We start from the raw sequence: 21,641 nt of genomic DNA on the forward strand, positions 1-21,641 counted from the left end.
TATCGCATGCCCGTTCGGCGCGCGCTTCTATTGTCGCCGTCGGCTCAACTTTAGGCGTAGCAGGTGCCGGCACATCAGCCGGCTTCAGCGCGTCATAGCAGGCCACCCTATCGGCACCAGTCCATTGATGGGACGAATCCGCGACGCCAGATGAGGTTGCTGCCTTAGCCAGCCCGTGTCCCTGCGGGTGAGCGCGAGAGAAATTCGCAGCATGTCCACCTCCCATGAAGTGTAGAACCCGCGCCGCCTCTCGCGCCATTGCACATACCAGTCCCAGACAGAGGGGAAGACGAGCAGGGCAAAGGTCAAATGCTGCGTCGGAACGCCATAGCAGCGTGCCGGTCCGTGCGGGTGCGCGGCCAACGCACCGTACATCAACCCGAGATGCTCGACCTTCTGCGATGCCGTCTCCTCGCCCCAAACGCCGTTGCGCTGCAAACCGAACGCAGTAAGCGTCGCAGTCTTGAAGCGGATCAGATCCGCCATTTCCATCGCAAGCACAGGTGGGTCGATGACGCCGGACATCAGGTCGGGGTCGATGAACTGGGCGCCACCATCGTCCTGTTGCTCGCGCTGAACTCGATAGCCGTCATTTGCAGCATCCGACTGACCATAGGTGATACCGGGGAAACGGATGGCGTAACGCTGTTTCAACGCGGCCGCCTGGAATTTCCGGTAATCAGTTGACCCGCTGATAATCACGCGCCGAACCCATTCCAGTCAGGCAAGTGCCACGCAAGCCGACGGCGTTCAGCCGAGCCGATGTCATCGAGAATGTGGCCGGAGGCGGAGCGCGTCTGAAGCGGGAGTTTCGCTTTAAAATACCCCGACGAAAGACGATACGACGCTCGCTCCGAGCTAGTACTTCCATGCTCGCCACGCTGCGCGGCGATTTTGATCCCTGGAGCCAGTGACGAATTGTCGAGCGGTCTAGACTCTCGTCGTCTCGCACAACAGCACGATGGAGATGCCAATAACTGTCGCCATGGCGGCGCATCTGGAAATCCAGCGCCGCCTGGAAGCTCGGGTGATCAAGCGCTTCCTCGAAAAGAGGTTGTGGGAACTCGTCGATAGCGCGCGGTTTTTTTGCCGGTCGACCGCTACTGCAGGCCGCCTCCCGGACCGCTCGAGCTTTTTTTGACGACTTGGAGCTGGCGCCTTCCCTGCCGGCGGTTGCGGACGTTCCCGCTCATGACGCTGCGGTTTAGTGTTGTGACGGCCCGCGATGGTCGCCCGCTTCGGCGCAGCTTTCGCATTTCGAACGATGGCGTCCAATGCTGGTTCGATTGCGGTCCGGGCAGATCGCAACATTTCACCGTCGAGGTCGCAACAAATGCCACCAGCTACACCACCCAGAGGGACACGATCCCGCTGAATGCATGGTCGACTGATGATCCTTGCACCAGATATGGCAGCATCGGCATAGGTCCCACGACGTTCCATCGCTCTTTGAATGAGTGTTTTCGGAAAAGTCGCGCTTCGAACTGGTTGTCGGACGAATACGGGCGCACAGCGAAACGCTACGGCGCTCTCGTCGTACTGGCGACGGCATTGATGTAGAAATCGAGCATCGCTGCCAGCGAGGCTGGGTCTCGCCGCAGGCGACTGCGCAGGGCTGCGCCCTCCCAACAATTCACCAACAAGTCTGCCATCTCGTGCACGTCGCAGGCTGCCGGGACGTCGCCTTTCCGCTGCCCCTCGCTCAGGCACTTCGCGATCCGCTCGGAGACCGATGACAAGCACCAGTCGATCTTGCGCCGGAACACCTCGCTCACACCGGACAGTTCCTGTCCGAGCCCGCCCATGAGGCAGCCGAGATAACCCTCCTGTCGATAGCTTTCCTGGGTCCTATCAAAAAAGCGTCGGATGCGCGCGAGCGGGGGCAGCGCCTCGTCGAGCAGGCTTGCATCGAGGCCTGCGTGCACGCCGGCCATGTAGGTGTCCAATACCTGCAGGGCGAAATCCTCTTTGTCCCTGAAGTGATGATAGAACGATCCCTTGGGCGTATCCGTCGCGTCCAACAGGGCTTGAATTCCGAGGCCATTATAGCCTTGCTCCAGGAGCATTCTCAGTCCCGCCTGAATTAGGTGTTGCTTCGTTGAATGCATCAGATCAGGAACCTAGCTTTGCACGAAAACACGTTCGCGGCGCCCAAACCTCTCCGGTCGGGCGTCGCGAATGGGGGCACAAATCAGTTTGGTCAAGCGTGGCCGCTCACCTTGTCGATCATGTGATTGATTACATGGGTATGTTCGTGCTGCGGACTGAACATCACGATCTCCGCATCGGCGTCCACCTTCACGTTGTGCCCAGGCGGCCAGTAGAACAGGTCATTCGCAGCAACTGTCTCCTTGTTCCCAGACACGTCGGTGGTCGTAATCTGTCCCTTCAACACAAAGCCCCAGTGGGGACACTGGCAGGCATTGCCGTGGAGTCCCTGAAAAAGGGGCGTCGTGTCGACGCCAGTTGCGAGACTGAAGTACTCGCCACTGATTTTTCCGTATCCGGTGACGTCGCCGAACCCGGTCCGCTGACGAATGACGGCACCAGGAAGCTCCAGCTTTTTGTCCACTTCATCTTTGGCAACACGCATAACTGCTCCTCCATAATGAGCGCCTAGACCGTTCAGTCTAGACTACTCGGTCCATTTGTCAACCCGGGCAAGCGGACGAACCTAACGACGCGGCCTGGCCGATCGGACCTGCCGCGATCACAACAATGAATTGCTCATTTCTATACCTCCCCGGCGAGATGATCCTCGTCGCGGACATGCACCATCCAATAGACGTCTCGGCCATCGAGCGATCGGCCGGCGTCGTGATGGGCCTGATCCATGCGGCCGGCGTCTCGCCGTCACACGCGCCGATCGAGGCTATCCTCAAGGTCGCTTTGGTACCGCCGTCGCGTTGGAGGAATTCGGTAACGTAATCGCTTAGGGAGGCGCGGGCGCGGCGCGATCATCCCTTCGCAAGGACATATCCCTGCTTCTGCCATGCCAACTAGGTTGATGCTGGAAACGTTGTGGGCAATCGCGGCCTCATCTCACATCATCGGTTCAGCTAAGCCCGCTCCGATGCTGCCACGCACAGCAGAAAAAGGGCTCAACGGAATGGCAGCTTTTGGCTTCATAACGAAGATGTCAGACGCTCAACCTGCCGGGTCGGAATCGGGAGGTGACCCGAATGAGTTCAATCACCGATCCCTCGTCGCAGTCACCTTCCACGAGCTGGAGCCAATCAAGATGCCGTCGGGCGTCCGGTACGGCTCCATGCGCGCCTTAGCACCATTTTACCCGCCATTAACATACGTGATTCCGCTGTATGCCGCTTCTGGTCTTTCCTTTGGGGAACGGAAAAACAATAGGTCGGGAACGACTGGGGAGCGCCAAAAATGGCAGGACGCTTACGGAACGGCGGCGGCCCGTTCGAGATAGCTATGGTCGTCGTCATGACTTCGGCGGCTATCGGGATCATCCTGGTGGCTGCCACGGCATTTGCCTGACACCCGGTGCCTAGGGCTGAGTGCTATTTTTTAGCAAAAGGGCTTCGCGCAATAGCGAGGGCAGACTGGCTGGACCTAGCAAGTCGATAAGCTCGCGTTCTTGGCTGAGGGTGATCCCGGTTTTGTCCGTGCTTTTCCTTGGCGACCTGGATGAGCATTTTCGATTCATCGAGTTCGTTCATGGCAAATGCGCCATGTCGAAAACGAAACGTAATCCTTGTGAAAGTAGCTCGCAAGCCAGCTTAGGTGAAATGGTACAAACCAGACAATTCGGCGATGCGGCCCGTCCTTAACCGAGGCTGGGTTTGTCAAATGTACAATCACCATTTTCGCTCGACCACGGCAAGAAGCGGAGAGCGACATCCTCGGGATCGACAGCCACGGATTTTCGGCCAGTTCGCGCCCGATCATTGTCATGGTGCCGCCGGGCCTTAGGCTGGCGTGCATGTTGCCGAGGCCGGCAACCGGATCTTCGAAGAACTTCATGCCGAAGCGTGAGAAGCGGAAGTCATGGATCGGTTCGAACGCATAGGTTTCCGCATCCGCTTCGAGAAAGACGACGTTGCGCATGCCCGCGCCTGCCGCTTCGTTGCGGCCATAGTCGAAAAAGGCCTCACAGCAGTCGAGCCCAATGACCGAGCCCGAAGGCCCAACAATGCGGGCAAGCTCCTACCACCCGTATGACCCGATGTTCCAAGCAGGGGTAGAGTACGAACCCAATCGGATCTCGGAAATGTTATCGATATCACGCGAGCTTAACAAGTGCAGCGATCAGGCGGCACGCAGAGATTCCAAGTGGCAAAGTTGTCGGGCACGCGTTCTCAAGCGACTGTGTCACCATGAGCCAAGACATGGGACGAACCGAGACCACCGGCGTCGGCTCGACCCGAAGGGACTTGGCTAACCATCCGTGCCACCTCCCGGCGTGCGTGCCCACAGGAATCGCATCGGCACGCCGGGCTTCTTGTTGCGGATCTCGGCGTCGTTCCGGCGCGCGATCGCAGCTTCCACGTCGACCAAGAAGGCCGGCCCATGCGAGACCGGCTCACCGTCACCCGCCCGGCCCGCTGTGATTCTCGTCTCGTGCTCCATGAGAGTACGAACATAAGTTAATCCTTGCATTGCGATCACTGAAAGGCTATTGTCGTATGATCATAATTCTAAATAGGAGCTCGTAATGACATCAATTTCGCAGGTTGCGCTCGTAACAGGCGCCACCTCAGGCATCGGCAAGGCCGCAGCGACCGCCTTGGCCGCCGCAGGTTTCCAGGTGATCGGAACCGGCCGCAACACCGCGCAACTCACCGCGCCTGCCGGGGTGACCTACCTCGACCTCGACGTGACCAGCGACGAATCCGTCGCCTCAGCGGTCAAGCAGGTGATCGACCGGTTCGGGCACATCGACGTCCTGGTCAACAACGCCGGCGTTGGGTCAACCGGCGCAGCCGAGGAGTTCTCGATCGCCCGGACGAAGGACATCTTCGACATCAACGTCTACGGCGTCATGCGCACGACCAAGGCGGTGCTGCCGCACATGCGCGCCCTAGGGCGCGGACGCATCATCAATGTCTCCTCCCTCAGCGGGTTCGTCCCCAGCCCGTTCATGGCCCTCTACGTCTCGACCAAGCACGCGGTCAATGGCTACTCCCAGTCGCTGGACCACGAGGTTCGCGAATACGGCGTCCGGGTCCTGCTCGTCGAGCCTGGCCCGATCAACACTCCGTTCGCAGGCCACAGCGTGGAGGCCGACATTCCCATGCCGCTCTATGCGGCGGGACGGCGCAACTACGACGAGCTGCTGGAGAAGAACCTCAGCAACGGCGACGACCCCGCCGTCGTCGCCAAGGTGATCGTCGCGGCGGCCACCGACCGGAACCCGAAACTACGGCGCACCGCCGGTACGACCGCCTGGACCATCAACGCGGTGTACCGCGTCGCCCCGGCCCGGATCTTCGACCGCGTCATCCGCAGGTTCAACCGGATGCCGACCTGATCGCCGCCGAGATCCACTAACCAGTCATACCCTATCCGGAGCGCAAGCCCGGCTGAGATGGAGGAACGCATGGTGCGTTACACGAAAGAACACAAGCAGGAGACGAGGCAGCGGATCATTGCGACGGCCGGTCGACGGCTCAAGCGGGACGGTATCGACGGCTCCGGAGTCGCGACACTCATGAAGGACGCGGACCTGACCAACGGCGCCTTCTACGCCCACTTCGAATCCAAGGACAGCCTCGTCGCGGAGGCAGTCGCCGACCAACTGCACACACTGCACGCCAACATCGTCGAACAGGCGGAGCCCGGCGTGGCCGGCCTTGAGCAGATCGTGCGCTGGTACCTATCGGCCCACCACCGTGACAACCTAGGCGACGGCTGCCCCAACGCTGCCTTGCTCGACGAGATCGGGCGCAGCCCAGATGCAATCAGGCAAGCGTACACCGACGGCGTGCTGGTCGTCATCGACGGCCTCGCCGCCCGCATCGCACCCGAAGATCCGCCCTCGGCCCGCGTGAAGGCGCTCAGCCTCCTCGGCCTCATGGCCGGGACGCTACAACTCTCCCGCGCCCTGACCGACCGGCAGCTTTCCGACGACCTCCTCGAGCAGGGTCTGCGCAACGCCCTGGCCCTCGTGGACACCGAGCTCTGACCATGACCCTCAGTTCCGCGACAAGCCCCCGCACACCCGGCACCTCGCCCTCGATCAGGCAGGGAAACACGATGACCGAGCTACCCTTCAACCCACAGCTGCCGGCCGCGCGGTTCCTTCCCCGCACCATCATCACCGCCGGAACGCTTCCCGCGCTCCGGGTCCTCACCAAGCTCACCAGGATCACTCGGCGGCCGGACGCGCAGATCGTGTCCGTGGACGCCGACGTGTCGGTACACATCTTCCGCCCGGCGTCGGCCCAGCCTCGGACCCCGGCCCTGTTGTGGATACACGGCGGCGGAATGGTGCTCGGCGACGCGGCCCAGGACAGCGGCTTCTGCCGCCGGATCGCCGATCAGCTCAACATCGTCGTCGTCTCGGTGGAGTACCGGCTGGCGCCCGAGCACCCGTTCCCGGCGCCGCTGGAAGACTGCTACACCGCGCTGCAATGGCTCGCCCGCCAACCCAACGTCGACCCCGCTCGTATTGCCATCGGCGGCGCCAGCGCCGGAGGCGGTCTGGCCGCGGCGTTGGCGCTGCTAGCGAAGGAACGCGGCGAGATCCGTCCGGTCCTGCAACTGCTGTCCTATCCAATGCTGGATGACCGGACTACAACCCGCACCGATATCGATCCGCGGCGGCTCCGCCTCTGGAGCCCGGCTAGCAACCGGTTCGGCTGGCGCTCCTACCTCGGCCCCGCCACCGCGGGAGGTAACGTGCCCCCGCTGGCCGCACCAGCCCGCTACGGCGACCTCTCCGGCCTGCCGCCCGCATGGATAGGCGTCGGCACCAATGACCTGTTCCACGACGAGGACGTCACATACGCCCGGCGGCTGCAGCAGGCCGGCGTCGCCAGTACCTTGCACGTAGTGCCCGGTGCCTACCACAACTTCGACTCCATTGAAGCGAAAGCCGCCATCTCCCAGGCCTTCGTCGAGGCCCAGACGACGGCACTTGACGAAGCACTCAACGGCGGCTGAACGGACGCACACGACAGGTCACCCCGCCCGCGGCTACCTCGCGCGGCTAACACGTTTTTGGAAGGCAACTGCCATGAAGGCTTTCGTCGTTGATAAGTACAGCAAGAAGGGCATTCTGCGGCTGGCAGAGATGCCGGAACCAGTTCTCCAGGACAATGATGTCTTGGTCGAGATTCATGCCGCAGGCCTCAACCCTCTAGATTCCAAAATCCGGGATGGGGAATTCAAACTCATTTTGCCCTATCACCCACCCTTCGTCCTGGGGCACGACGTAGCGGGAACCGTCGTGCGGGTTGGGTCAAAAGTCCGCAAGTACAAGCCGGGCGACGAAATCTATTCGCGGCCACGCGATGGCCGGATAGGTGGGTTGGCCGAATACATTGCCATCCACGAAGCCGACGTAGCGTTGAAGCCGAAAAATCTCACCATGGAGGAGGCCGCGTCCATTCCTCTGGTCGGCCTGACGGCTTGGCAGGTGCTGGTCGAAACGGCCAATCTGAATAAAGGCCAAAAAGTCTTCATCCAGGCCGGTTCCGGCGGAGTGGGCATGTTCGCTATCCAGCTTGCCAAGCATCTTGGCGCAACCGTCGCGACGACGGCGAGCGCGGCGGGCGCCGATCTTCTTAAAGCTCTCGGCGCCGACATCATCGTCGACTATAGGAAAGACGACTTCGAGAAAGTCTTGTCGGGCTACGACGTCGTCCTGAACAGTCAGGACGCAAAAACGCTTGAAAAATCCCTGAATGTGCTGAAACCGGGCGGCAAGCTCATTTCCATCTCCGGTCCGCCGGATCCCGAATTTGCCAAGGCACAGGGACTGAACTTGATGCTTAGGCTGGTGCTGCGCTTCCTCAGCCGCGGTATCCGGGCCAAAGCCAGACGGCGTGGCGTGAGCTATTCGTTCCTGTTCATGTGCGCACAGGGTGATCAGCTGAGCAAGATCACATCCCTCATCGAATCCGGCGTCATCCGCCCGGTTGCGGATCGGATCTTTCCATTTGAAGCGACCAATGAGGCTCTAGCTTATGTCGAGACAGGACGCGCCAAAGGCAAGGTCATCATTAAAATCGGCTAGCAACGCTGGCGCTGCGCGCCTTGAGGAGCTTGTCCTGCGAGCGGCCAATGATCACAAGTTCTGCGCCGCGAGCCAGGGCCGCAGCGGCGACGCCGACGCCGATGCCGGAGCTGCCGCCAACGACGACGATTTTCTCGCCGGTAAGCGATGCCACGGAGTTCTCCATCAAATTTGAGTGTGAATGAGAGTTAGGGCGGCTCAGCCGCGATAGGCGCGCGTCGTCGGCAACAAACGAGTAATGATCGATAATACGTGAGCAGAGAGACAGTGCCCCGCAAACTGCCATCCCTCACGACGCTGCCGTCCTTCGATGCAGCGGCACGTCATCTGAGCTTCACGAATGCGGCCGGTGAACTGAACCTGGCGCGTGGCGCGATCAGCAGGGTTGCGTCGAACCGCAGTCGGCGGCGTGTGGCCGTCTTCAGTAGACCACGACACTCCGGATCGACTTGCCCTCATGCATGAGGTCGAATCCCCTGTTGATGTCCTCGAGATTCAGCGTGTGGGTGATCATCGGGTCGATCTGGATCTTGCCGTCCATGTACCAATCGACGATTTTTGGCACGTCGGTGCGACCGCGTGCGCCGCCGAAGGCGGTGCCCATCCAGCTGCGGCCGGTGACGAGCTGGAACGGCCTGGTCGAAATCTCCTGGCCGGCGCCGGCGACGCCGATGACCACCGACTTGCCCCAACCGCGATGCGAAGCCTCCAGCGCCTGGCGCATCACCTTGGTGTTGCCGGTGCAATCGAACGTGTAGTCGGCGCCGCCGATCTGGTCGGCACCGCGCTTGGTCATGTTGACGAGGTGGGGGACGATGTCGCCCTCGATCTCCTTCGGATTGACGAAATGCGTCATTCCGAAGCGCTCGCCCCATTCCTTCTTGTCGTTGTTCAAATCGACGCCGATGATCATGTCGGCGCCGGCAAGCTTCAGGCCCTGGATGACGTTGAGGCCAATGCCGCCGAGGCCGAAGACCACTGATGTAGCACCTTGCTCGACCTTGGCGGTGTTGATGACGGCGCCGATGCCGGTGGTGACGCCGCAGCCGATGTAGCAGATCTTGTCGAAGGGGGCGTCGGGATTGACCTTCGCGACCGCGATCTCGGGCAGCACGGTGAAATTGGAGAAGGTCGAGCAGCCCATGTAATGGAAGATCTTGTCCTTGCCGATCGAAAAGCGCGACGAGCCGTCCGGCATCAGGCCTTGGCCTTGTGTGGCACGGATGGCGGTGCACAAATTGGTCTTTCTGGACAGGCAGGACGGGCACTGCCGGCATTCCGGCGTATAGAGCGGAATGACGTGGTCACCCTTCTTGACCGAGGTGACGCCCTTGCCGACATCGACGACGACGCCGGCGCCTTCATGGCCGAGAATGGCCGGGAAGATGCCTTCGGGATCGGCGCCCGACAGCGTGAATTCATCGGTGTGGCAGATGCCGGTCGCCTTGATCTCGACCAGTACCTCGCCATCGCGCGGTCCCTCGAGGTCGACCTCCATGATCTCCAGCGGCTTTCCGGCAGCGACTGCGACAGCGGCGCGGGTTTTCATTCTTTCTTCTCCCCGAAATTCGTTTGCAAGGCGTGGCCTCGCTTGTGATTGGAAATGACTAGGCGGCGACCTTGGCTGGTCCGGCCGGGAACACGCCCGACATGACGGTGAAGCCCTTGATGCGCTTGACCCGATCGCACCAGCGCCGGATGGCCGGATAGTCCTGCCGGGGTATTCCGCCCTCCTCCGACAGGATGATGTAGGGAAAGCAGGCGATGTCGGCGATGGTCGGGTGGCTGGAAGAACAGATCCAGTTGCGGCCTTGCTGTTCGCCGAACCACAGATGCTCGTCGAGAATGCGAAACAGCCGGTGCGCGCCCGCACGAGCGGCATCGACATCGAAATCGTAGAACAGCGCATCGTGCAGGCGGGCCGCCGACGAGGTTGCGGTGATGCCGTCGGCAAACGCCAGCCACTGGCTCACTTCACCCAGTTGGGCTGGGCTGTCCCGGGGATACCAGGTACCCGAGGGATCGTATTTCGACGCGAGGTAGACCAGGATCGCCTGAGCATCGCGCAGGATCAGCCCGTCATCATCGATGACCGGCAGCTGCCCGAGCGGATTGAGCTTCAGGAACCATTCCGATTTGTGTTCGCGGCCGGGATAGAAGTCGATCGGCACGGTTTTGTGGTCGACGCCGAGGGAGCTCATCAGCAAGCGCAACTTGTAACAATTGCCAGACAGTTCGTAGTCGTAAAGCGTGATCATCGGCAGCTCCTATATGTCCAGTACGAGGCGCGCCGTTTTGGCGCGCGACACACAGGTCATGATCCTGGTCCCGGCCTTTTTCTCGGCATCGTTAAGGTAGACGTCCTGGTGGTCCGGCTCCCCTTCGATCACCGTCGCCATGCAGGTGCCGCAGGCGCCTTGCTCGCATGATGACGGCACATCGATGCCGTTCTCGCGCATCACCTGCATGATGGTCTTGCCGGCGGGCACCTTGAGCGTGACGCAGGAGCGCGCCAGGGCCACCTCGAAGCTGGAACTGTCGTCGATCTTGTTGGTGTTCTTGAAATATTCGAAATGTACCGCGGTCTCCGGCCAGCCCTGCTCGGCCGCTGTCCTTCGGGCAGCTTCCAGCATCGGGCCGGGACCACAGACGTAAAGATGCATGCCGTTCTGGTACGGGGAAAGCAGCTCACGCAGTTTGGCGCCTGTTTGCTCCGGGGTGAGGCCGAGGTGCGGCACGAGCGAACCACCGAGGCGTTGCAGGCGATCGGAGAAGGCGAGATGCTCTTTTCCTTGCGCGAAATAGTGAAGTTCGTGCGTCAGCTCCTGATTTTTCAAGGCCTGCGCCATGGCCAGCAGTGGTGTGATGCCGACACCGCCGGCAATGAACAGCGTCTTGATCGCATCGCGGCGCAGCGGGAAATTGTTGCGCGGCTCCGAAATCGCCAGCACGTCGCCTTCGCGAACGGTCTCGTGCATGCATTTCGAACCGCCCTTCGAATCCCTTTCCAGCTTCACGCCGATGACGAAGCTGTCGGTTTCGCCAGGTCCGTTGGTGATCGAATATTGCCGGACCTCGCCGTTGGGCATGTGGATATCGATATGAGCGCCTGGCTGGAAGGTCGGCAGAAGGCCCTTGATCGGGCGAAGCTCGAATCCGGCTATGCCGTCGGCCGCCTGCCATTTCCTCGCCACCGTAACGCGCAGTGCGGCCTTGCGGCCTTGCGTCATCAATTCCGGCATCTCCGCGAGTTCGGCGGACACCTTTTCGTAGATCGGCTCGATCGGTGCCGGCGCCGATGCGTTCGCAGCCTCCCGCTCCGCCTCATCGCGCAGCTTCGACAGAAGCTCGTTGTGATGGCGCAGGATGGTGATGCGCACGGCCCCATCGGCGTCCTGATCCAGCACGCCACGAATGACCGAACGGTTGGAATCGACCGGCTGGACGAAGAAGACCCCCTGTGTCCGCGCGCTGCCGTCCACTGAGCGCAGCGCCACGGCAAAATCCTGCACGGCTTCAGCCTGGATTTCGGCGCCGTCGCCGTCGATCCTGGCGCTGGGTTGGAAACGATAGGCCTTCAGTCTCTCGATGACCTTGCCGGCCGGCGCGTTGACGGGGATTCCACGCAACACGAGCAACTTGCCTTCCGGCAAGCCGGAGACGTCCGGAACCTCGCCTCGCGGCTCTTCGGACGACCAGACGAGGCCATAGCGTTCCACGGCTGGAAAGGTACGGTTGGTGATGGTGCGGGCCGGCGCGTCGGCCGGATGTGCCGGAATATAGGTGCAGCCGGCGGTGCGGTTGGAATAGCGCCAGCCATGGTACTGGCACTTCAGCTCGCGACCATCATTGATGCCGATCGACAGCCTGACGCCGCGATGCAGGCAACGGTTTTCCCAAATGTTGACGTAGCCGTCATCGGCGCGCCAGACGGCAAACTCCCGGCCGAGCAACTGGCCATGGAAGACGTGGCGGTACGGCAAATCATAGGCAGCGGCGATCGGATGCCACTTGTTCCTGGCTTCTTCCAACATTCATCGTCTCCAAAAATGTCTCGTCAGGCCGCTACTGGAATGACGCCATAGGTGACGCCCTTCTGGCTGAGCCAGCGCCGGTAGGCGATGGCCGACTTGTCGGCCCGTATCGGTGTTTCCGCACGAGGATCGAGCGGGAGACGCTTCGGCACCTGGTTCTCGAGGATCGGCTTGTCCTGGCCGAAGATGGTCTGCTGAAATCGCTTGATCACCTTGTCTTCATTGTCCTCGTCGAGCACACACAGCAGCATGTGGGCCCGCACGTGCTCCTGGTCGACCGGTTGCAGAAAGACGGCGATGACATCGCGCCGCGTTTCATCGAGGGGGCTCGATTTGTAGAGCACCGAGCAATAGGGATGCGGCACGCGATAGACATAGTCCACATCCGCACCGCCGTCCGAGGTGGTCGAAGCCATCGGCTGGAAGAAGCGGCAGCGCGTCGCCAGGATCTCGTCGCGGTCGGCCGAAATCTCGACATCGTATTCCTTGACCTCGGTGTGCGGTTCGACGCCGAGAATGTCGGTATGGACGTATGGGAAATGGCCCATGTCGAGAAAGTTCTCGATGGCGCGCGGCGCTGAAACATTCACGCCGAAAGTCGCGGCGTTGAGCTTGCGTCGATCCGCTTCCGCATATTCCGGGATCGGAAACAGATCCTCGGGCGGCGACCCGAGCGAGGTCCAGACATAGCCATAAGCGCTCTTTGCCGGCAGTCTTTCATCGATGTCGATGACCGGCGCCCGGTCTCCCGGCCGCAAACCCGGCCGCGATCGCCACACGACGGGTTCACCGTTCTCGCTGACGGCAAAACTGACACGCTCCTCAAGCAACACCGTCTCCTCGACGGCGAACGGAGGCGTCTCGGCAATCGCGCCGATCGGATGCCAGAGATTCAGGATTACCGTATCCGTGCATTTTGCCATCGTTCTATTCCTTCAATGCGCCCGAGACCGTCGTTGCCGAAATCAGGATTGCGCCGGTATGGCGCCGTAGGTGACAGCGCGGTCGCGCAGCCAACGCCGGTAGTAGACCGAGACGGCGTCGGCCCGGATCGGCGTCTCAGCGCGCGGATCGAGCGGCAGGCGCTTGGGCAACTGGTTCTCCAGGATCGGTTTGTCCTGGCCGAAGATCAGCTGCATGAAGCTGCGCACGGTCGCCGCCTCCATGCCCTCCTTCAGATAACAAAGATAAGGATGGGCGATGCAATTTTCCTCGTCGACCGGCTGCACGAACAAGGTGATCACGTCGAGCCGCTCCTTCTGGATCGGGTTGCTCTTGTAAAGCGCCACCGTATAGGGCCGTATGACCTTGTAGATGTAGTCGACGACAAACCCGTGCCTGGCGGTCGGCGAAGCCACCGGCTGATAGAATTTGCATTCCGTTGCCAGAACCTCGCCCTTGTCGGTGATTTCCACCTTGTAGGGCGCCACCTCGGTATGCGGCTCCTCGCCAAGCCAGCCAGCGTGGATGAAGGGGAAATGCCCCATGTCCAGAAAATTCTCGACGGCGCGCAGGCCGGACACCTTGACCGCTATGGAGCCGCCGCTGACCAGATGACGATCCGCCTCGTTGGCCTCCGGGATATAGATGATGTCGCGCCAGGGTGTATCGAGGCACGTCCAAACGAAGCCGTATCGCTCGGCGCTCTTGAGCGTCGCCCCGGTATCCGTTCGCACAACCTCTATCTTGCGAAGATCCCTGCAATCGATGGCAAGGTCGACCCCGAGCAAGCGGGTCGGGAACGGTGTATCGCTAGCCAGTGCCGCGCGGTCGGCAACGATATGCCAGTCGTTCAAAAGTTCGCGGTCATTGCAACGGGTTGCCATCGGCATCCCCTCTCACTCGGCTAGCCCTTCATCATGAACCTAGCTCAGCGTTTCGAAATCAAAGAACCATAAGATTGGATATCAATCAATAAGTTTTTGTGTGGCAAAACACGATTTTTTATTGACAGATTGCGACGATTGCACTCCGATATGGAATTCTGAATTCGAGATATGTTGCACCTCGAGGGGCATGTGTTCGATATGGACGACATCCCAATCATGTCTTGCAAACGGCGGAGAGCCATGTCGTGAGCGGTCGCTCCCAAACGATCGCGGAAACGCTGACGCGCGCGATCATCGATCATCGACTGGTGCCGGGCTGCAAACTTGGCGAACGCGAGCTCGCGGAGATATTCGACGTCAGCCGCATCGTTGTGCGACAGGCGCTGATCCGCCTCGCCGATGACGGCCTGGCCCAGATCGAGCGCAACCGCGGCGCCTTCGTCGCCCGGCCCAGTATGCAGGAAGCGCTGGAGATCTACGACGCGCTGACCCTGGTCGAACAGGGCGTCGCCGCGCAGCTGAGCGACCGCCTCGGCCCCGCCGGCTGGGCCGAACTGCGCCACCATGTCGAACGCCAGCGCCAGGCTGTCGCCGCTGGCAACGATGCGCTGGCCGACGTGCTCGGTCAGGAATTCCATACCGTCTTCGTGCGCCTCAGCCGCAACAAGGTGATGCAGGAAATCCATGCTCAGCTTGTGCGCCGTACGACGCTGCTTCGGTCGCTCATTACCGCCGATTTCGACTATTGTAACCTGCTCGACGACCACTCGCGGGTGGTCGACCTCCTGGAGAAAGGCCGCCTGAAGCAGGCGATGGACCTCATCGACACCCACCATCGGACCGTGGTGCGCGGCTACATCATGGACCGTGAGGTGTTTCCCGAGCTGACGCCGGCCGAGGCCCTCGCACCCTATCTCGACGGCAAGGCCGATGGGGCAACAACGGCGGTTCCGCTCGCAAGGCCAGCGAAAGCACCGGGCGACGCGGCGACGCATCTACACATCCATCTTCCAAAAAAAGATCCGGCACCCGCAAGCCGGGCATCAACGAAAAAAACCAACAGAGGGTTACAATCATGAACGACGTAACAAGACGGAATTTCCTGAAATACAGCGGTGCGCTCGGCGCAGCACTTGGCACCGGGGGATTGAGCACCGTCGCGCAAGCGCAGGAGGTGCTGAAAATCGGCGCCGTCTATGTCTCCCCGGTCGCTGAAATCGGCTGGACCAAGCAGCACAGCCTCGGCGTCGAGGCCATCAAGGCCGAGTTCGGCGACAAGGTCGAACTTACCGTCATCGACAACATCTTCATGCCGCAGGACGCCGAACGCATTTTTCGCGAATTGGCCACCGCCGGCAACAAGCTGATCTTCGGCACCAGCTTCTCGCACGGAACACCGATGCAGAAAGTGGCGCCGCGGTTCCCCAAGGTGGCCTTCGAACATTGCTCCGGCATTGTCCATCTCGCCAATCTCGGCACCTTCGAAGCCAAATATTACGAGGGTACTTTCGTCGCCGGCGCTGCCGGCGGCTACATGTCGAAAGCGGGCAAGATCGGCTTCATCGGCGGCTTCCCGATCCCCGACATCGTCGGCCCGGCCAATGCGCTGCTGCTTGGCGCGCAAAGCGTCAATCCGAATGCCACCTGTAACGCGATCTTCCTCAACTCCTGGTTCGATCCTGGCAAGGAAAAGGAGGCCGCCAAGACGCTGATTTCGCAAGGCTGCGACGTCATCTGCTCGATGACGGACACGGCGACCGGCGTTCAGGTCGCAGGCGAAGGCGGCGCCTGGTCGATCGGCTACGCCAGCGACATGGCGAAGTTCGGTTCGGGTAAGCAGCTGACGTCGTTCGTCCTCGACTGGACCAGCGACTATGTCGGCGCTGCCAAGGCAGTCGCTGCCGGCACGTGGAAGCCGGAGGTGCGTTGGGACGGGCTGGCGGCCGGCGTGGTCAAGATGGCGCCCTACAATGAAGGCATTCCCGCCGATTCCCGGGCCAAGCTGAAACAGCTCGAGGCCGACATCGGTAGCGGCAAGGTCCACCCCTATGCCGGCGAATTGAAGGACCAGGCCGGCAACGTCAAGGTCGCCGCCGGTTCCGTTCTGGCCGATGACGACATTCGCGGTATGAACTGGTTCGTGAAGGGGATGATCGGCAAGCTGAGCTGATCGTCCGTCAAAGAGCCTTGGCGCCGAAGCCGATATGCTTCGGCGCCAGCCGGCTTGCGCCTCGTCCAACCTTGCTTCACGTCACGGCAGGACCCGCCATGCACCCGCGTCTAAAACTGTGCAACATCTGCAAACGCTATCCGGGCGTCGTCGCCAATGACGACGTTTCACTGTCGATCCAACCCGGCGAGATCCACGCCGTGCTCGGCGAGAATGGCGCCGGCAAATCCACGCTGATGAAGATCATCTACGGCGCGGCGCAGGCCGATTCCGGGGAGATCTACAGCGATGGCAATGCGATCGTCGCCCACAACCCGGCGGTGTCGCGCTCGCTCGGCATCGAGATGGTCTACCAGCACTTCGCATTGTTTGAATCGGTCTCTGTGGTCGAGAACATTGCGCTGTCGGCAAGCAGCGGATTTCATCTTCCCTCGCTTGCCGAAAAGATCCGCGACCTCTCGCTCCGCTACGGCATGCCCATCGATCCACATCGCCAGGTGCACGATCTGTCGGTCGGCGAGCGTCAGCGCGTCGAGATCGTTCGCTGCCTGCTGCAGGCGCCAAAACTCCTGATCCTCGACGAACCAACTTCCGTGTTGACGCCGCAGGCTGTGGTCAAGCTGTTCGAGACGCTCCGGCAATTGGCCGCTGAAGGCTGCAGCATCGTCTATATCAGCCACAAGCTCGACGAGGTGCAGGAGCTCTGCGACACCGCAACGGTGTTGCGCAACGGCAAGGTCACCGGCACCGCCCGCCCCAAGGAGACGACATCGCTGGAGCTCGCCCGCATGATGGTCGGCTCCAGGCTGCCTGAAATGCACGTCGGCCCGCCGGTCCCAAGCGACAGACCCGTGCTTGAGGTCAGGGGCCTCTCGGTCAAGGCCCGGGATCATTTCGGCGTCGACCTGAAGGACGTTTCGTTCAATGTGCATGGCGGGGAGATCGTCGGCCTCGCCGGCGTTTCCGGAAATGGCCAGGCCGAGCTGATCGCCCTGCTCAGCGGCGAACGCACCCATGAGCGCGCCGATGCGATCAGGATTCGCGGAACCGACGCCGCCCGCCTGCGCCCCCAGGAACGCCGCAAACTCGGCGTCGCCTTCGTTCCCGAAGAACGGCTCGGACGCGGTGCCGTGCCATCGCACACGCTGTGGGAGAATACCGTGCTGACGGCGCATCGCTTCGGCACGGTGCGCAAGGGGTTGGTCGACCGACGCAAGGCGAAGGCTTTCGCCACCGGCATCATCGACAGGTTCAAGGTCAAGGCCAGCGGAGCGCAAGCGACCGCGCAAAGCCTGTCGGGCGGCAATCTGCAGAAATTCATCGTCGGACGCGAGATCGCGATCACGCCGAAGCTGCTCCTGGTTTCGCAGCCGACCTGGGGGGTCGATGTCGGCGCATCCGCCTTCATCCGCCAGACCATCATCGATCTCAGCCGCGCCGGAGCGGCCGTGTTTGTCGTCTCCGAGGAACTCGACGAGCTGTTCGAGATCTGCGACCGGCTGCTGGTCATCTGCCAGGGGAAGGTGTCTCCACCACTTGTCTGCACGACCGCCGACCGCGAGGAAATCGGGCTTCTGATGACCGGCCAAGGCATGAGCGAAGGCGTATCGGCGAACAGAGGTGGCAGCGTTGCATCTCAGGATTGAACAGAGACCGGAGCCTTCCGCGCCGATGCGCGTCGCCGCGCCGGTTTTGGCGACGGCACTGACGGTCATCGTTGGCTCGATTTTCTTCGCTTCGCTCGGGCATGATCCGCTGGCCACGCTCTATGCGTTCTTCGTCGAGCCGCTCAGTTCGATGAACGGGCTGTCGGAGTGGTTGCTCAAGGCCTCGCCGCTGATCCTCATCGCTTGCGGGCTGGCGGTCGGCTTCCGCGCCAATGTCTGGAACATCGGCGCAGAGGGCCAGTTCACGATGGGTGCGATCGCCGCCAGCGGCGTCGGCCTATTCTGGCCAGAGCCCCAGAGCGTGCTGCTGTTGCCTCTGATGTTCCTGGCCGGCATGGGCGCCGGCATGGCATGGGCCGCGATCCCCGCCTTCCTGCGCGCCCGCATGAACACCAACGAAATCCTCGTCACGCTGATGATGACGTACATCGCCACGCTGTTCCTGTCCTATCTCGTGCATGGACCGTGGCGCGATCCGGCCGGGTTCAACTATCCGCAGACGGCTCTCCTGCCCGCCGCAGCACTGCTGCAATCCTTTGATCCGGCCTACCGGCTCAATTCCTCGATCTTCATCACCGTCGTCGCCGTCATCGCGATGTGGCTGTTCACCGACCGCAGCTTTCTTGGCTACAAGATGTCGGTGAGCGGCGCGGCTCCCCTCGCCGCTCGCTATGCGGGATTTCGCCAGTCGGCCGCGATTTGGATCGGCCTGCTGGCCGGCGGTGCGGCAGCCGGGATCGCGGGTATGGCGGAAGCCGCCGGCCCACTCGGCCAGCTCTCGCCGCAAATATCGCCGGGCTATGGTTTTGCGGCCATCATTGTCGCCTTCATCGGACGGCTGAACGCGTTCGGCATCGTGCTCGGCGGGCTGTTGATGTCGCTGCTGTTTCTCGGCGGCGAAGGCGTGCAGATGACGTTGGGCCTGCCCTCGGCGCTGACGCGGATTTTCCAGGGCATCCTCCTGTTCTTCCTGCTCGCCGCCGACTTCTTCATTTTCTATCGCATTCGCCTGGTTCGGGAGAGAGCCTGATGGATCTGTTCATTGCCATCTTCACGGGCACCATCATTGCCGCGACGCCCTTGATCTTCGCGGCGCTCGGCGAACTCGTGGTGGAGAAATCCGGGGTTCTCAATCTCGGCATCGAAGGCATGATGCTGATGGGAGCAGCCCTTGCATTCTGGGCAGTCACGGCAGGCTTTTCCATGCCTGTCGCGATCATGGCCGGCGCGCTGGCGGGTGCCGCCGCATCCCTGCTGTTCGGCGTTCTGGCACTGACCTTCCTGACCAACCAGTATGCCGCCGGCCTGGCGCTTGCGATCTTCGGCTCAGGGGTTTCGGCCTTCCTCGGGCGCGGTTTCGGCAGCGATCCGATCGAGGCATTGCATCGCGTCAACATACCTATCTTGTCTGATTTGCCCATGATTGGCCCGCTGCTGTTCCGCTTCGACCCGATGGTCTACCTCGGCTTGCTGATGTTCGTCGCCATCAGCTGGTTTCTCTACAGGACCAAAGCCGGGCTGGTTCTGCGCACGATCGGCGAGTCGCCACAGACGTCACATGCGATCGGCTATCGGGTGATCAGGATCCGCTATATGGCTGTGCTGTTTGGCGGGCTGATGGCGGGGCTGGCGGGCGCTTACCTGTCGGTCGCCTACACGCCGCTTTGGGTCGAGAACATGACCGCCGGCAAGGGCTGGATCGCGCTGGCGCTGGTGGTCTTCGCCACATGGCGGCCGCTGCGCATTCTGCTTGGCGCCTGGCTGTTCGGCGGCATGACAATCCTGCAGCTGCAGGGGCAGGCTTTGGGACTGGAAGTGCCCTCGGAGTTGCTGTCGGCCCTGCCCTACCTGGCGACCATCATCGTGTTGGTGCTCATCTCGCGGAACCGCCAGATGCTGGCGCTGCATTTCCCGGCATCTCTTGCAAAACCCTTCCGTCCGGCAAGTTGAGCCAGGAATGTCGGGTTCAAAATCTGTCATTGCACGTCGTTGCCAACCTTGCCGCACGCGCCAGGCAAGGTGCTTCAACCATTCAAGCGGCTTGGCTAGGTGCTCAGCCGTAGCAGCGAAGTCTGAACAGGCCAGCTATTGGCTGGGGAAAGGCGGTAGCGCTCTCCCGCTACCACCATTCCCCCCACTCCTTTGACGCCGTGGGGGAAAGCACGCTCGCCTAAGAGTGCCGTCAGCCGCCCAGCGATTTCGACTTCGACCCCGGTTCTCGACGGATCTCGAAACACCGTGACGGTTTCGACCAAGCCACGCATCGCCTCTGCACATTCGGAATCGCCAGAAGCAATGCCCTTGGCAAGCCCGGTCTGAAGTTGGTTCAGTTGTTCCTCGTAGCGGGCGAGCACCGCAGGGTGCAGCGCGATCACTCCGGTCGCAGCGGGCGCCCGATCCAACTCTGCCAAAATGCTCTTGCGCTCTTCATTCAGTGTTGTTGATTGCGGCCCCAATATAGCTGGGTCGCCGTGGCCTTTGGCAATGGCGTTGACCAACCGCTCGATCTCCCGAGTTAGCTCTTCAAGCCGTCGCTCCAAACGGGTGCGCCTGGCATCGGTATCGGCGGCCAGGCGCTTCCGTTCTTCGTGGTAGGTCTGGACGTACTGGGCAATCACTTCGGGATGGCGCAACTCGGCGGTAAGCCCGTTCAGAACTGCAGTTTCGACCGTATCCAAATAGAAGGTCTTCGGATCAGCGCATATTCCGCTCTCTGTCGCGGCCGAACAGCGGATGCGAACGCGCTTGGATTTGTCCATGCCCTTTGACGACGAAATCGAGTAATGCTGCGCGAAATCGGCATCGCCGGTTTGCAATGAAGCACCAGGCAATCTTACGCCGAGGTGTCCAGCATACGTCTGAAAAGCAACCGTACCGACGAGCACGGCTCTTAGGCGGAAGATTCCTGCTGCTCCGATGGCTTCAACGACATCGCCAGTGAACCGGTCCGGTGCAGTCAGCCCTGCTTCGCGAGTCAGTGTGGAGACCAAGTGTAGACCTTCAGCATGATTTTTTTCCGAAGCCGGCACACACTTCTAAGAAAAATGCGCTTGCTAATGAATAAGTGCTTAAACTGCTTGCGCTCTGTTTAAGAAATGGTTTGTTGTTGCTATAAATAGCTGATCTGACCAGCGACGACGATGCTTCTCATGCAGGCGGGCGTGGCAGACGCTCCAAGGCGGCGTGTCTGAGGGGAGCATAAAAAAGCTGGGGGTGCCACGCCGCGAATTTCTCCTTTTTCGGCCGTCGTTTGTCGTGCCGCTGTTTGTAATCGCTGTCGAAGACACTGCGAAGCCGGCGATACCCCCAGCTTTTTTATGCTCCCCTTGCTGAGGTTCTCTGCAAAGCTTTCCTGGTCCTCCGCCTGCTCACACAGTAAGACCTTTGGGACGGGGTCATTGGGTCATCACCGCTCACCGCTTCGTCGGGATAGGCGTTACCCTGCGCTGCTAGGCGGGCTGTCTTTTGAAGTGGGGTAGCTTGCCGGTAAGTAATCACGCCACGATTCCGGACTCATTTCCGTGGAAAGACGGACTCCTGCGAGATGCCATAGCTCTTAGAAGCTGGTCCGAGAAACGGAGAAGCGCCAAGAGTTTCGCGATTGAAGAAACGGTGGTTATAGCCGCCTTCAAGACCCGGAGGCTTATCGAGAGCGAAAGGTTTCTTCAAACCTGGCCTCGCTGAACTTGTCGGCGAACTTCTATCGCTGCAAACTTAAGGGGATAAACAAGCACACCA

At 61.2% G+C, this 21,641-nt stretch carries 21 protein-coding genes; 10 read left to right on the top strand and 11 right to left on the bottom strand.

Annotated elements, in window-relative coordinates; translation table 11 throughout:
- Window positions 1-84: 84 nt before the first annotated feature.
- From LB536_RS31375 to LB536_RS25745, 3 genes are all read right to left on the bottom strand, one after another.
- Window positions 85-702 (bottom strand): hypothetical protein, encoded by a 618-nt coding sequence (locus LB536_RS31375; RefSeq protein ID WP_411966588.1) that lies wholly within the window; start codon window positions 700-702, stop codon window positions 85-87.
- A gap of 818 nt (window positions 703-1,520) precedes the next feature.
- Window positions 1,521-2,108, bottom strand: coding sequence for a TetR/AcrR family transcriptional regulator (locus tag LB536_RS25740; RefSeq protein ID WP_224597565.1), 588 nt, complete (start codon window positions 2,106-2,108; stop codon window positions 1,521-1,523).
- A gap of 92 nt (window positions 2,109-2,200) precedes the next feature.
- The gene (locus tag LB536_RS25745) at window positions 2,201-2,593 is read right to left on the bottom strand and encodes a hypothetical protein (protein WP_224597566.1); all 393 of its coding nucleotides are present in this window, start codon (window positions 2,591-2,593) and stop codon (window positions 2,201-2,203) included.
- A 158-nt stretch (window positions 2,594-2,751) separates the two neighbouring features.
- Here LB536_RS25745 and LB536_RS25750 point away from each other — a divergent pair, with 158 nt between their 5' ends.
- Window positions 2,752-2,928: a hypothetical protein gene (locus tag LB536_RS25750; RefSeq protein ID WP_224597568.1), complete on the top strand. Its 177-nt coding sequence runs from the start codon at window positions 2,752-2,754 to the stop codon at window positions 2,926-2,928.
- Window positions 2,929-3,666: 738 nt separating this feature from the next.
- Here LB536_RS25750 and LB536_RS25755 read toward each other — a convergent pair.
- Entirely contained in the window at window positions 3,667-4,158 is a 492-nt protein-coding gene (locus tag LB536_RS25755) for a class I SAM-dependent methyltransferase (protein WP_224597602.1), read from the bottom strand.
- Window positions 4,159-4,678: 520 nt separating this feature from the next.
- On the opposite strand from LB536_RS25755, the gene LB536_RS25760 reads away from it, so the two are divergent.
- The 4 genes from LB536_RS25760 (at window position 4,679) to LB536_RS25775 (ending at window position 8,203) form a co-directional block, all read left to right on the top strand.
- Window positions 4,679-5,494, top strand: coding sequence for an oxidoreductase (locus tag LB536_RS25760; protein ID WP_224597570.1), 816 nt, complete (start codon window positions 4,679-4,681; stop codon window positions 5,492-5,494).
- 69 nt (window positions 5,495-5,563) lie between these two features.
- A complete protein-coding gene (locus tag LB536_RS25765) occupies window positions 5,564-6,148 on the top strand; it encodes a TetR/AcrR family transcriptional regulator (protein WP_224597571.1) in 585 nt (194 codons plus the stop codon).
- A gap of 71 nt (window positions 6,149-6,219) precedes the next feature.
- Window positions 6,220-7,128, top strand: coding sequence for an alpha/beta hydrolase (locus LB536_RS25770; RefSeq protein WP_224597572.1), 909 nt, complete (start codon window positions 6,220-6,222; stop codon window positions 7,126-7,128).
- A gap of 73 nt (window positions 7,129-7,201) precedes the next feature.
- Entirely contained in the window at window positions 7,202-8,203 is a 1,002-nt protein-coding gene (locus LB536_RS25775; RefSeq protein ID WP_224597573.1) for an NADP-dependent oxidoreductase, read from the top strand.
- On the opposite strand, the gene LB536_RS25780 is transcribed toward LB536_RS25775, so the two are convergent.
- From LB536_RS25780 to LB536_RS25810, 6 genes are all read right to left on the bottom strand, one after another.
- Complete coding sequence (locus LB536_RS25780; RefSeq protein ID WP_224597575.1) at window positions 8,190-8,357, bottom strand: SDR family NAD(P)-dependent oxidoreductase; 168 nt, start codon at window positions 8,355-8,357, stop codon at window positions 8,190-8,192. The two genes, LB536_RS25775 and LB536_RS25780, sit on opposite strands and share 14 nt — an antisense overlap.
- 267 nt (window positions 8,358-8,624) lie before the next feature.
- A complete protein-coding gene (locus LB536_RS25790) occupies window positions 8,625-9,752 on the bottom strand; it encodes an S-(hydroxymethyl)glutathione dehydrogenase/class III alcohol dehydrogenase (RefSeq protein WP_224597577.1) in 1,128 nt (375 codons plus the stop codon).
- A gap of 58 nt (window positions 9,753-9,810) precedes the next feature.
- The gene (locus LB536_RS25795) at window positions 9,811-10,461 is read right to left on the bottom strand and encodes a glutathione S-transferase family protein (RefSeq protein WP_224597578.1); all 651 of its coding nucleotides are present in this window, start codon (window positions 10,459-10,461) and stop codon (window positions 9,811-9,813) included.
- A 9-nt stretch (window positions 10,462-10,470) separates the two neighbouring features.
- Window positions 10,471-12,237, bottom strand: coding sequence for a 2Fe-2S iron-sulfur cluster-binding protein (locus LB536_RS25800; protein ID WP_224597580.1), 1,767 nt, complete (start codon window positions 12,235-12,237; stop codon window positions 10,471-10,473).
- A 23-nt stretch (window positions 12,238-12,260) separates the two neighbouring features.
- Window positions 12,261-13,160, bottom strand: a complete 900-nt coding sequence (locus LB536_RS25805) for an aromatic ring-hydroxylating oxygenase subunit alpha (RefSeq protein ID WP_224597581.1) — start codon at window positions 13,158-13,160, stop codon at window positions 12,261-12,263.
- A gap of 42 nt (window positions 13,161-13,202) precedes the next feature.
- A complete protein-coding gene (locus LB536_RS25810; protein ID WP_224597582.1) occupies window positions 13,203-14,063 on the bottom strand; it encodes an aromatic ring-hydroxylating oxygenase subunit alpha in 861 nt (286 codons plus the stop codon).
- A 248-nt stretch (window positions 14,064-14,311) separates the two neighbouring features.
- Here LB536_RS25810 and LB536_RS25815 point away from each other — a divergent pair, with 248 nt between their 5' ends.
- The 5 genes from LB536_RS25815 to LB536_RS25835 all read left to right on the top strand — a co-directional run bounded on the left by LB536_RS25815 (window position 14,312) and on the right by LB536_RS25835 (window position 19,853).
- Complete coding sequence (locus LB536_RS25815; RefSeq protein WP_224597584.1) at window positions 14,312-15,145, top strand: GntR family transcriptional regulator; 834 nt, start codon at window positions 14,312-14,314, stop codon at window positions 15,143-15,145.
- Entirely contained in the window at window positions 15,142-16,236 is a 1,095-nt protein-coding gene (locus LB536_RS25820; RefSeq protein WP_224597586.1) for a BMP family ABC transporter substrate-binding protein, read from the top strand. Before LB536_RS25815 ends, LB536_RS25820 begins: the two co-directional genes overlap by 4 nt.
- Window positions 16,237-16,334: 98 nt before the next feature.
- Window positions 16,335-17,882: an ABC transporter ATP-binding protein gene (locus LB536_RS25825; RefSeq protein ID WP_224597588.1), complete on the top strand. Its 1,548-nt coding sequence runs from the start codon at window positions 16,335-16,337 to the stop codon at window positions 17,880-17,882.
- A complete protein-coding gene (locus LB536_RS25830; RefSeq protein ID WP_224597590.1) occupies window positions 17,866-18,933 on the top strand; it encodes an ABC transporter permease in 1,068 nt (355 codons plus the stop codon). Before LB536_RS25825 ends, LB536_RS25830 begins: the two co-directional genes overlap by 17 nt.
- Complete coding sequence (locus tag LB536_RS25835; protein WP_224597592.1) at window positions 18,933-19,853, top strand: ABC transporter permease; 921 nt, start codon at window positions 18,933-18,935, stop codon at window positions 19,851-19,853. The genes LB536_RS25830 and LB536_RS25835 overlap by 1 nt, the downstream gene beginning before the upstream one ends.
- A gap of 95 nt (window positions 19,854-19,948) precedes the next feature.
- Here LB536_RS25835 and LB536_RS25840 read toward each other — a convergent pair whose 3' ends face one another.
- Window positions 19,949-20,893 (bottom strand): GSU2403 family nucleotidyltransferase fold protein, encoded by a 945-nt coding sequence (locus LB536_RS25840; protein ID WP_224597594.1) that lies wholly within the window; start codon window positions 20,891-20,893, stop codon window positions 19,949-19,951.
- Window positions 20,894-21,641 lie beyond the last annotated feature (748 nt).

It is taken from the genome of Mesorhizobium sp. ES1-3, assembly GCF_020164795.1.
Classification (GTDB): Bacteria; Pseudomonadota; Alphaproteobacteria; order Rhizobiales; family Rhizobiaceae; genus Mesorhizobium.

What these genes read in the sequence shown, in the direction of transcription:
- LB536_RS25740 (WP_224597565.1), bottom strand. Translation starts at nt 2,108, where the DNA reads ATGCATTCAACGAAGCAACACCTAATTCAGGCGGGACTGAGAATGCTC.
- LB536_RS25745 (WP_224597566.1), bottom strand. Translation starts at nt 2,593, where the DNA reads ATGCGTGTTGCCAAAGATGAAGTGGACAAAAAGCTGGAGCTTCCTGGT.
- LB536_RS25750 (WP_224597568.1), top strand. Translation starts at nt 2,752, where the DNA reads ATGATCCTCGTCGCGGACATGCACCATCCAATAGACGTCTCGGCCATC.
- LB536_RS25760 (WP_224597570.1), top strand. Translation starts at nt 4,679, where the DNA reads ATGACATCAATTTCGCAGGTTGCGCTCGTAACAGGCGCCACCTCAGGC.
- LB536_RS25765 (WP_224597571.1), top strand. Translation starts at nt 5,564, where the DNA reads ATGGTGCGTTACACGAAAGAACACAAGCAGGAGACGAGGCAGCGGATC.
- LB536_RS25770 (WP_224597572.1), top strand. Translation starts at nt 6,220, where the DNA reads ATGACCGAGCTACCCTTCAACCCACAGCTGCCGGCCGCGCGGTTCCTT.
- LB536_RS25775 (WP_224597573.1), top strand. Translation starts at nt 7,202, where the DNA reads ATGAAGGCTTTCGTCGTTGATAAGTACAGCAAGAAGGGCATTCTGCGG.
- LB536_RS25790 (WP_224597577.1), bottom strand. Translation starts at nt 9,752, where the DNA reads ATGAAAACCCGCGCCGCTGTCGCAGTCGCTGCCGGAAAGCCGCTGGAG.
- LB536_RS25795 (WP_224597578.1), bottom strand. Translation starts at nt 10,461, where the DNA reads ATGATCACGCTTTACGACTACGAACTGTCTGGCAATTGTTACAAGTTG.
- LB536_RS25800 (WP_224597580.1), bottom strand. Translation starts at nt 12,237, where the DNA reads ATGTTGGAAGAAGCCAGGAACAAGTGGCATCCGATCGCCGCTGCCTAT.
- LB536_RS25805 (WP_224597581.1), bottom strand. Translation starts at nt 13,160, where the DNA reads ATGGCAAAATGCACGGATACGGTAATCCTGAATCTCTGGCATCCGATC.
- LB536_RS25810 (WP_224597582.1), bottom strand. Translation starts at nt 14,063, where the DNA reads ATGGCAACCCGTTGCAATGACCGCGAACTTTTGAACGACTGGCATATC.
- LB536_RS25820 (WP_224597586.1), top strand. Translation starts at nt 15,142, where the DNA reads ATGAACGACGTAACAAGACGGAATTTCCTGAAATACAGCGGTGCGCTC.
- LB536_RS25825 (WP_224597588.1), top strand. Translation starts at nt 16,335, where the DNA reads ATGCACCCGCGTCTAAAACTGTGCAACATCTGCAAACGCTATCCGGGC.
- LB536_RS25835 (WP_224597592.1), top strand. Translation starts at nt 18,933, where the DNA reads ATGGATCTGTTCATTGCCATCTTCACGGGCACCATCATTGCCGCGACG.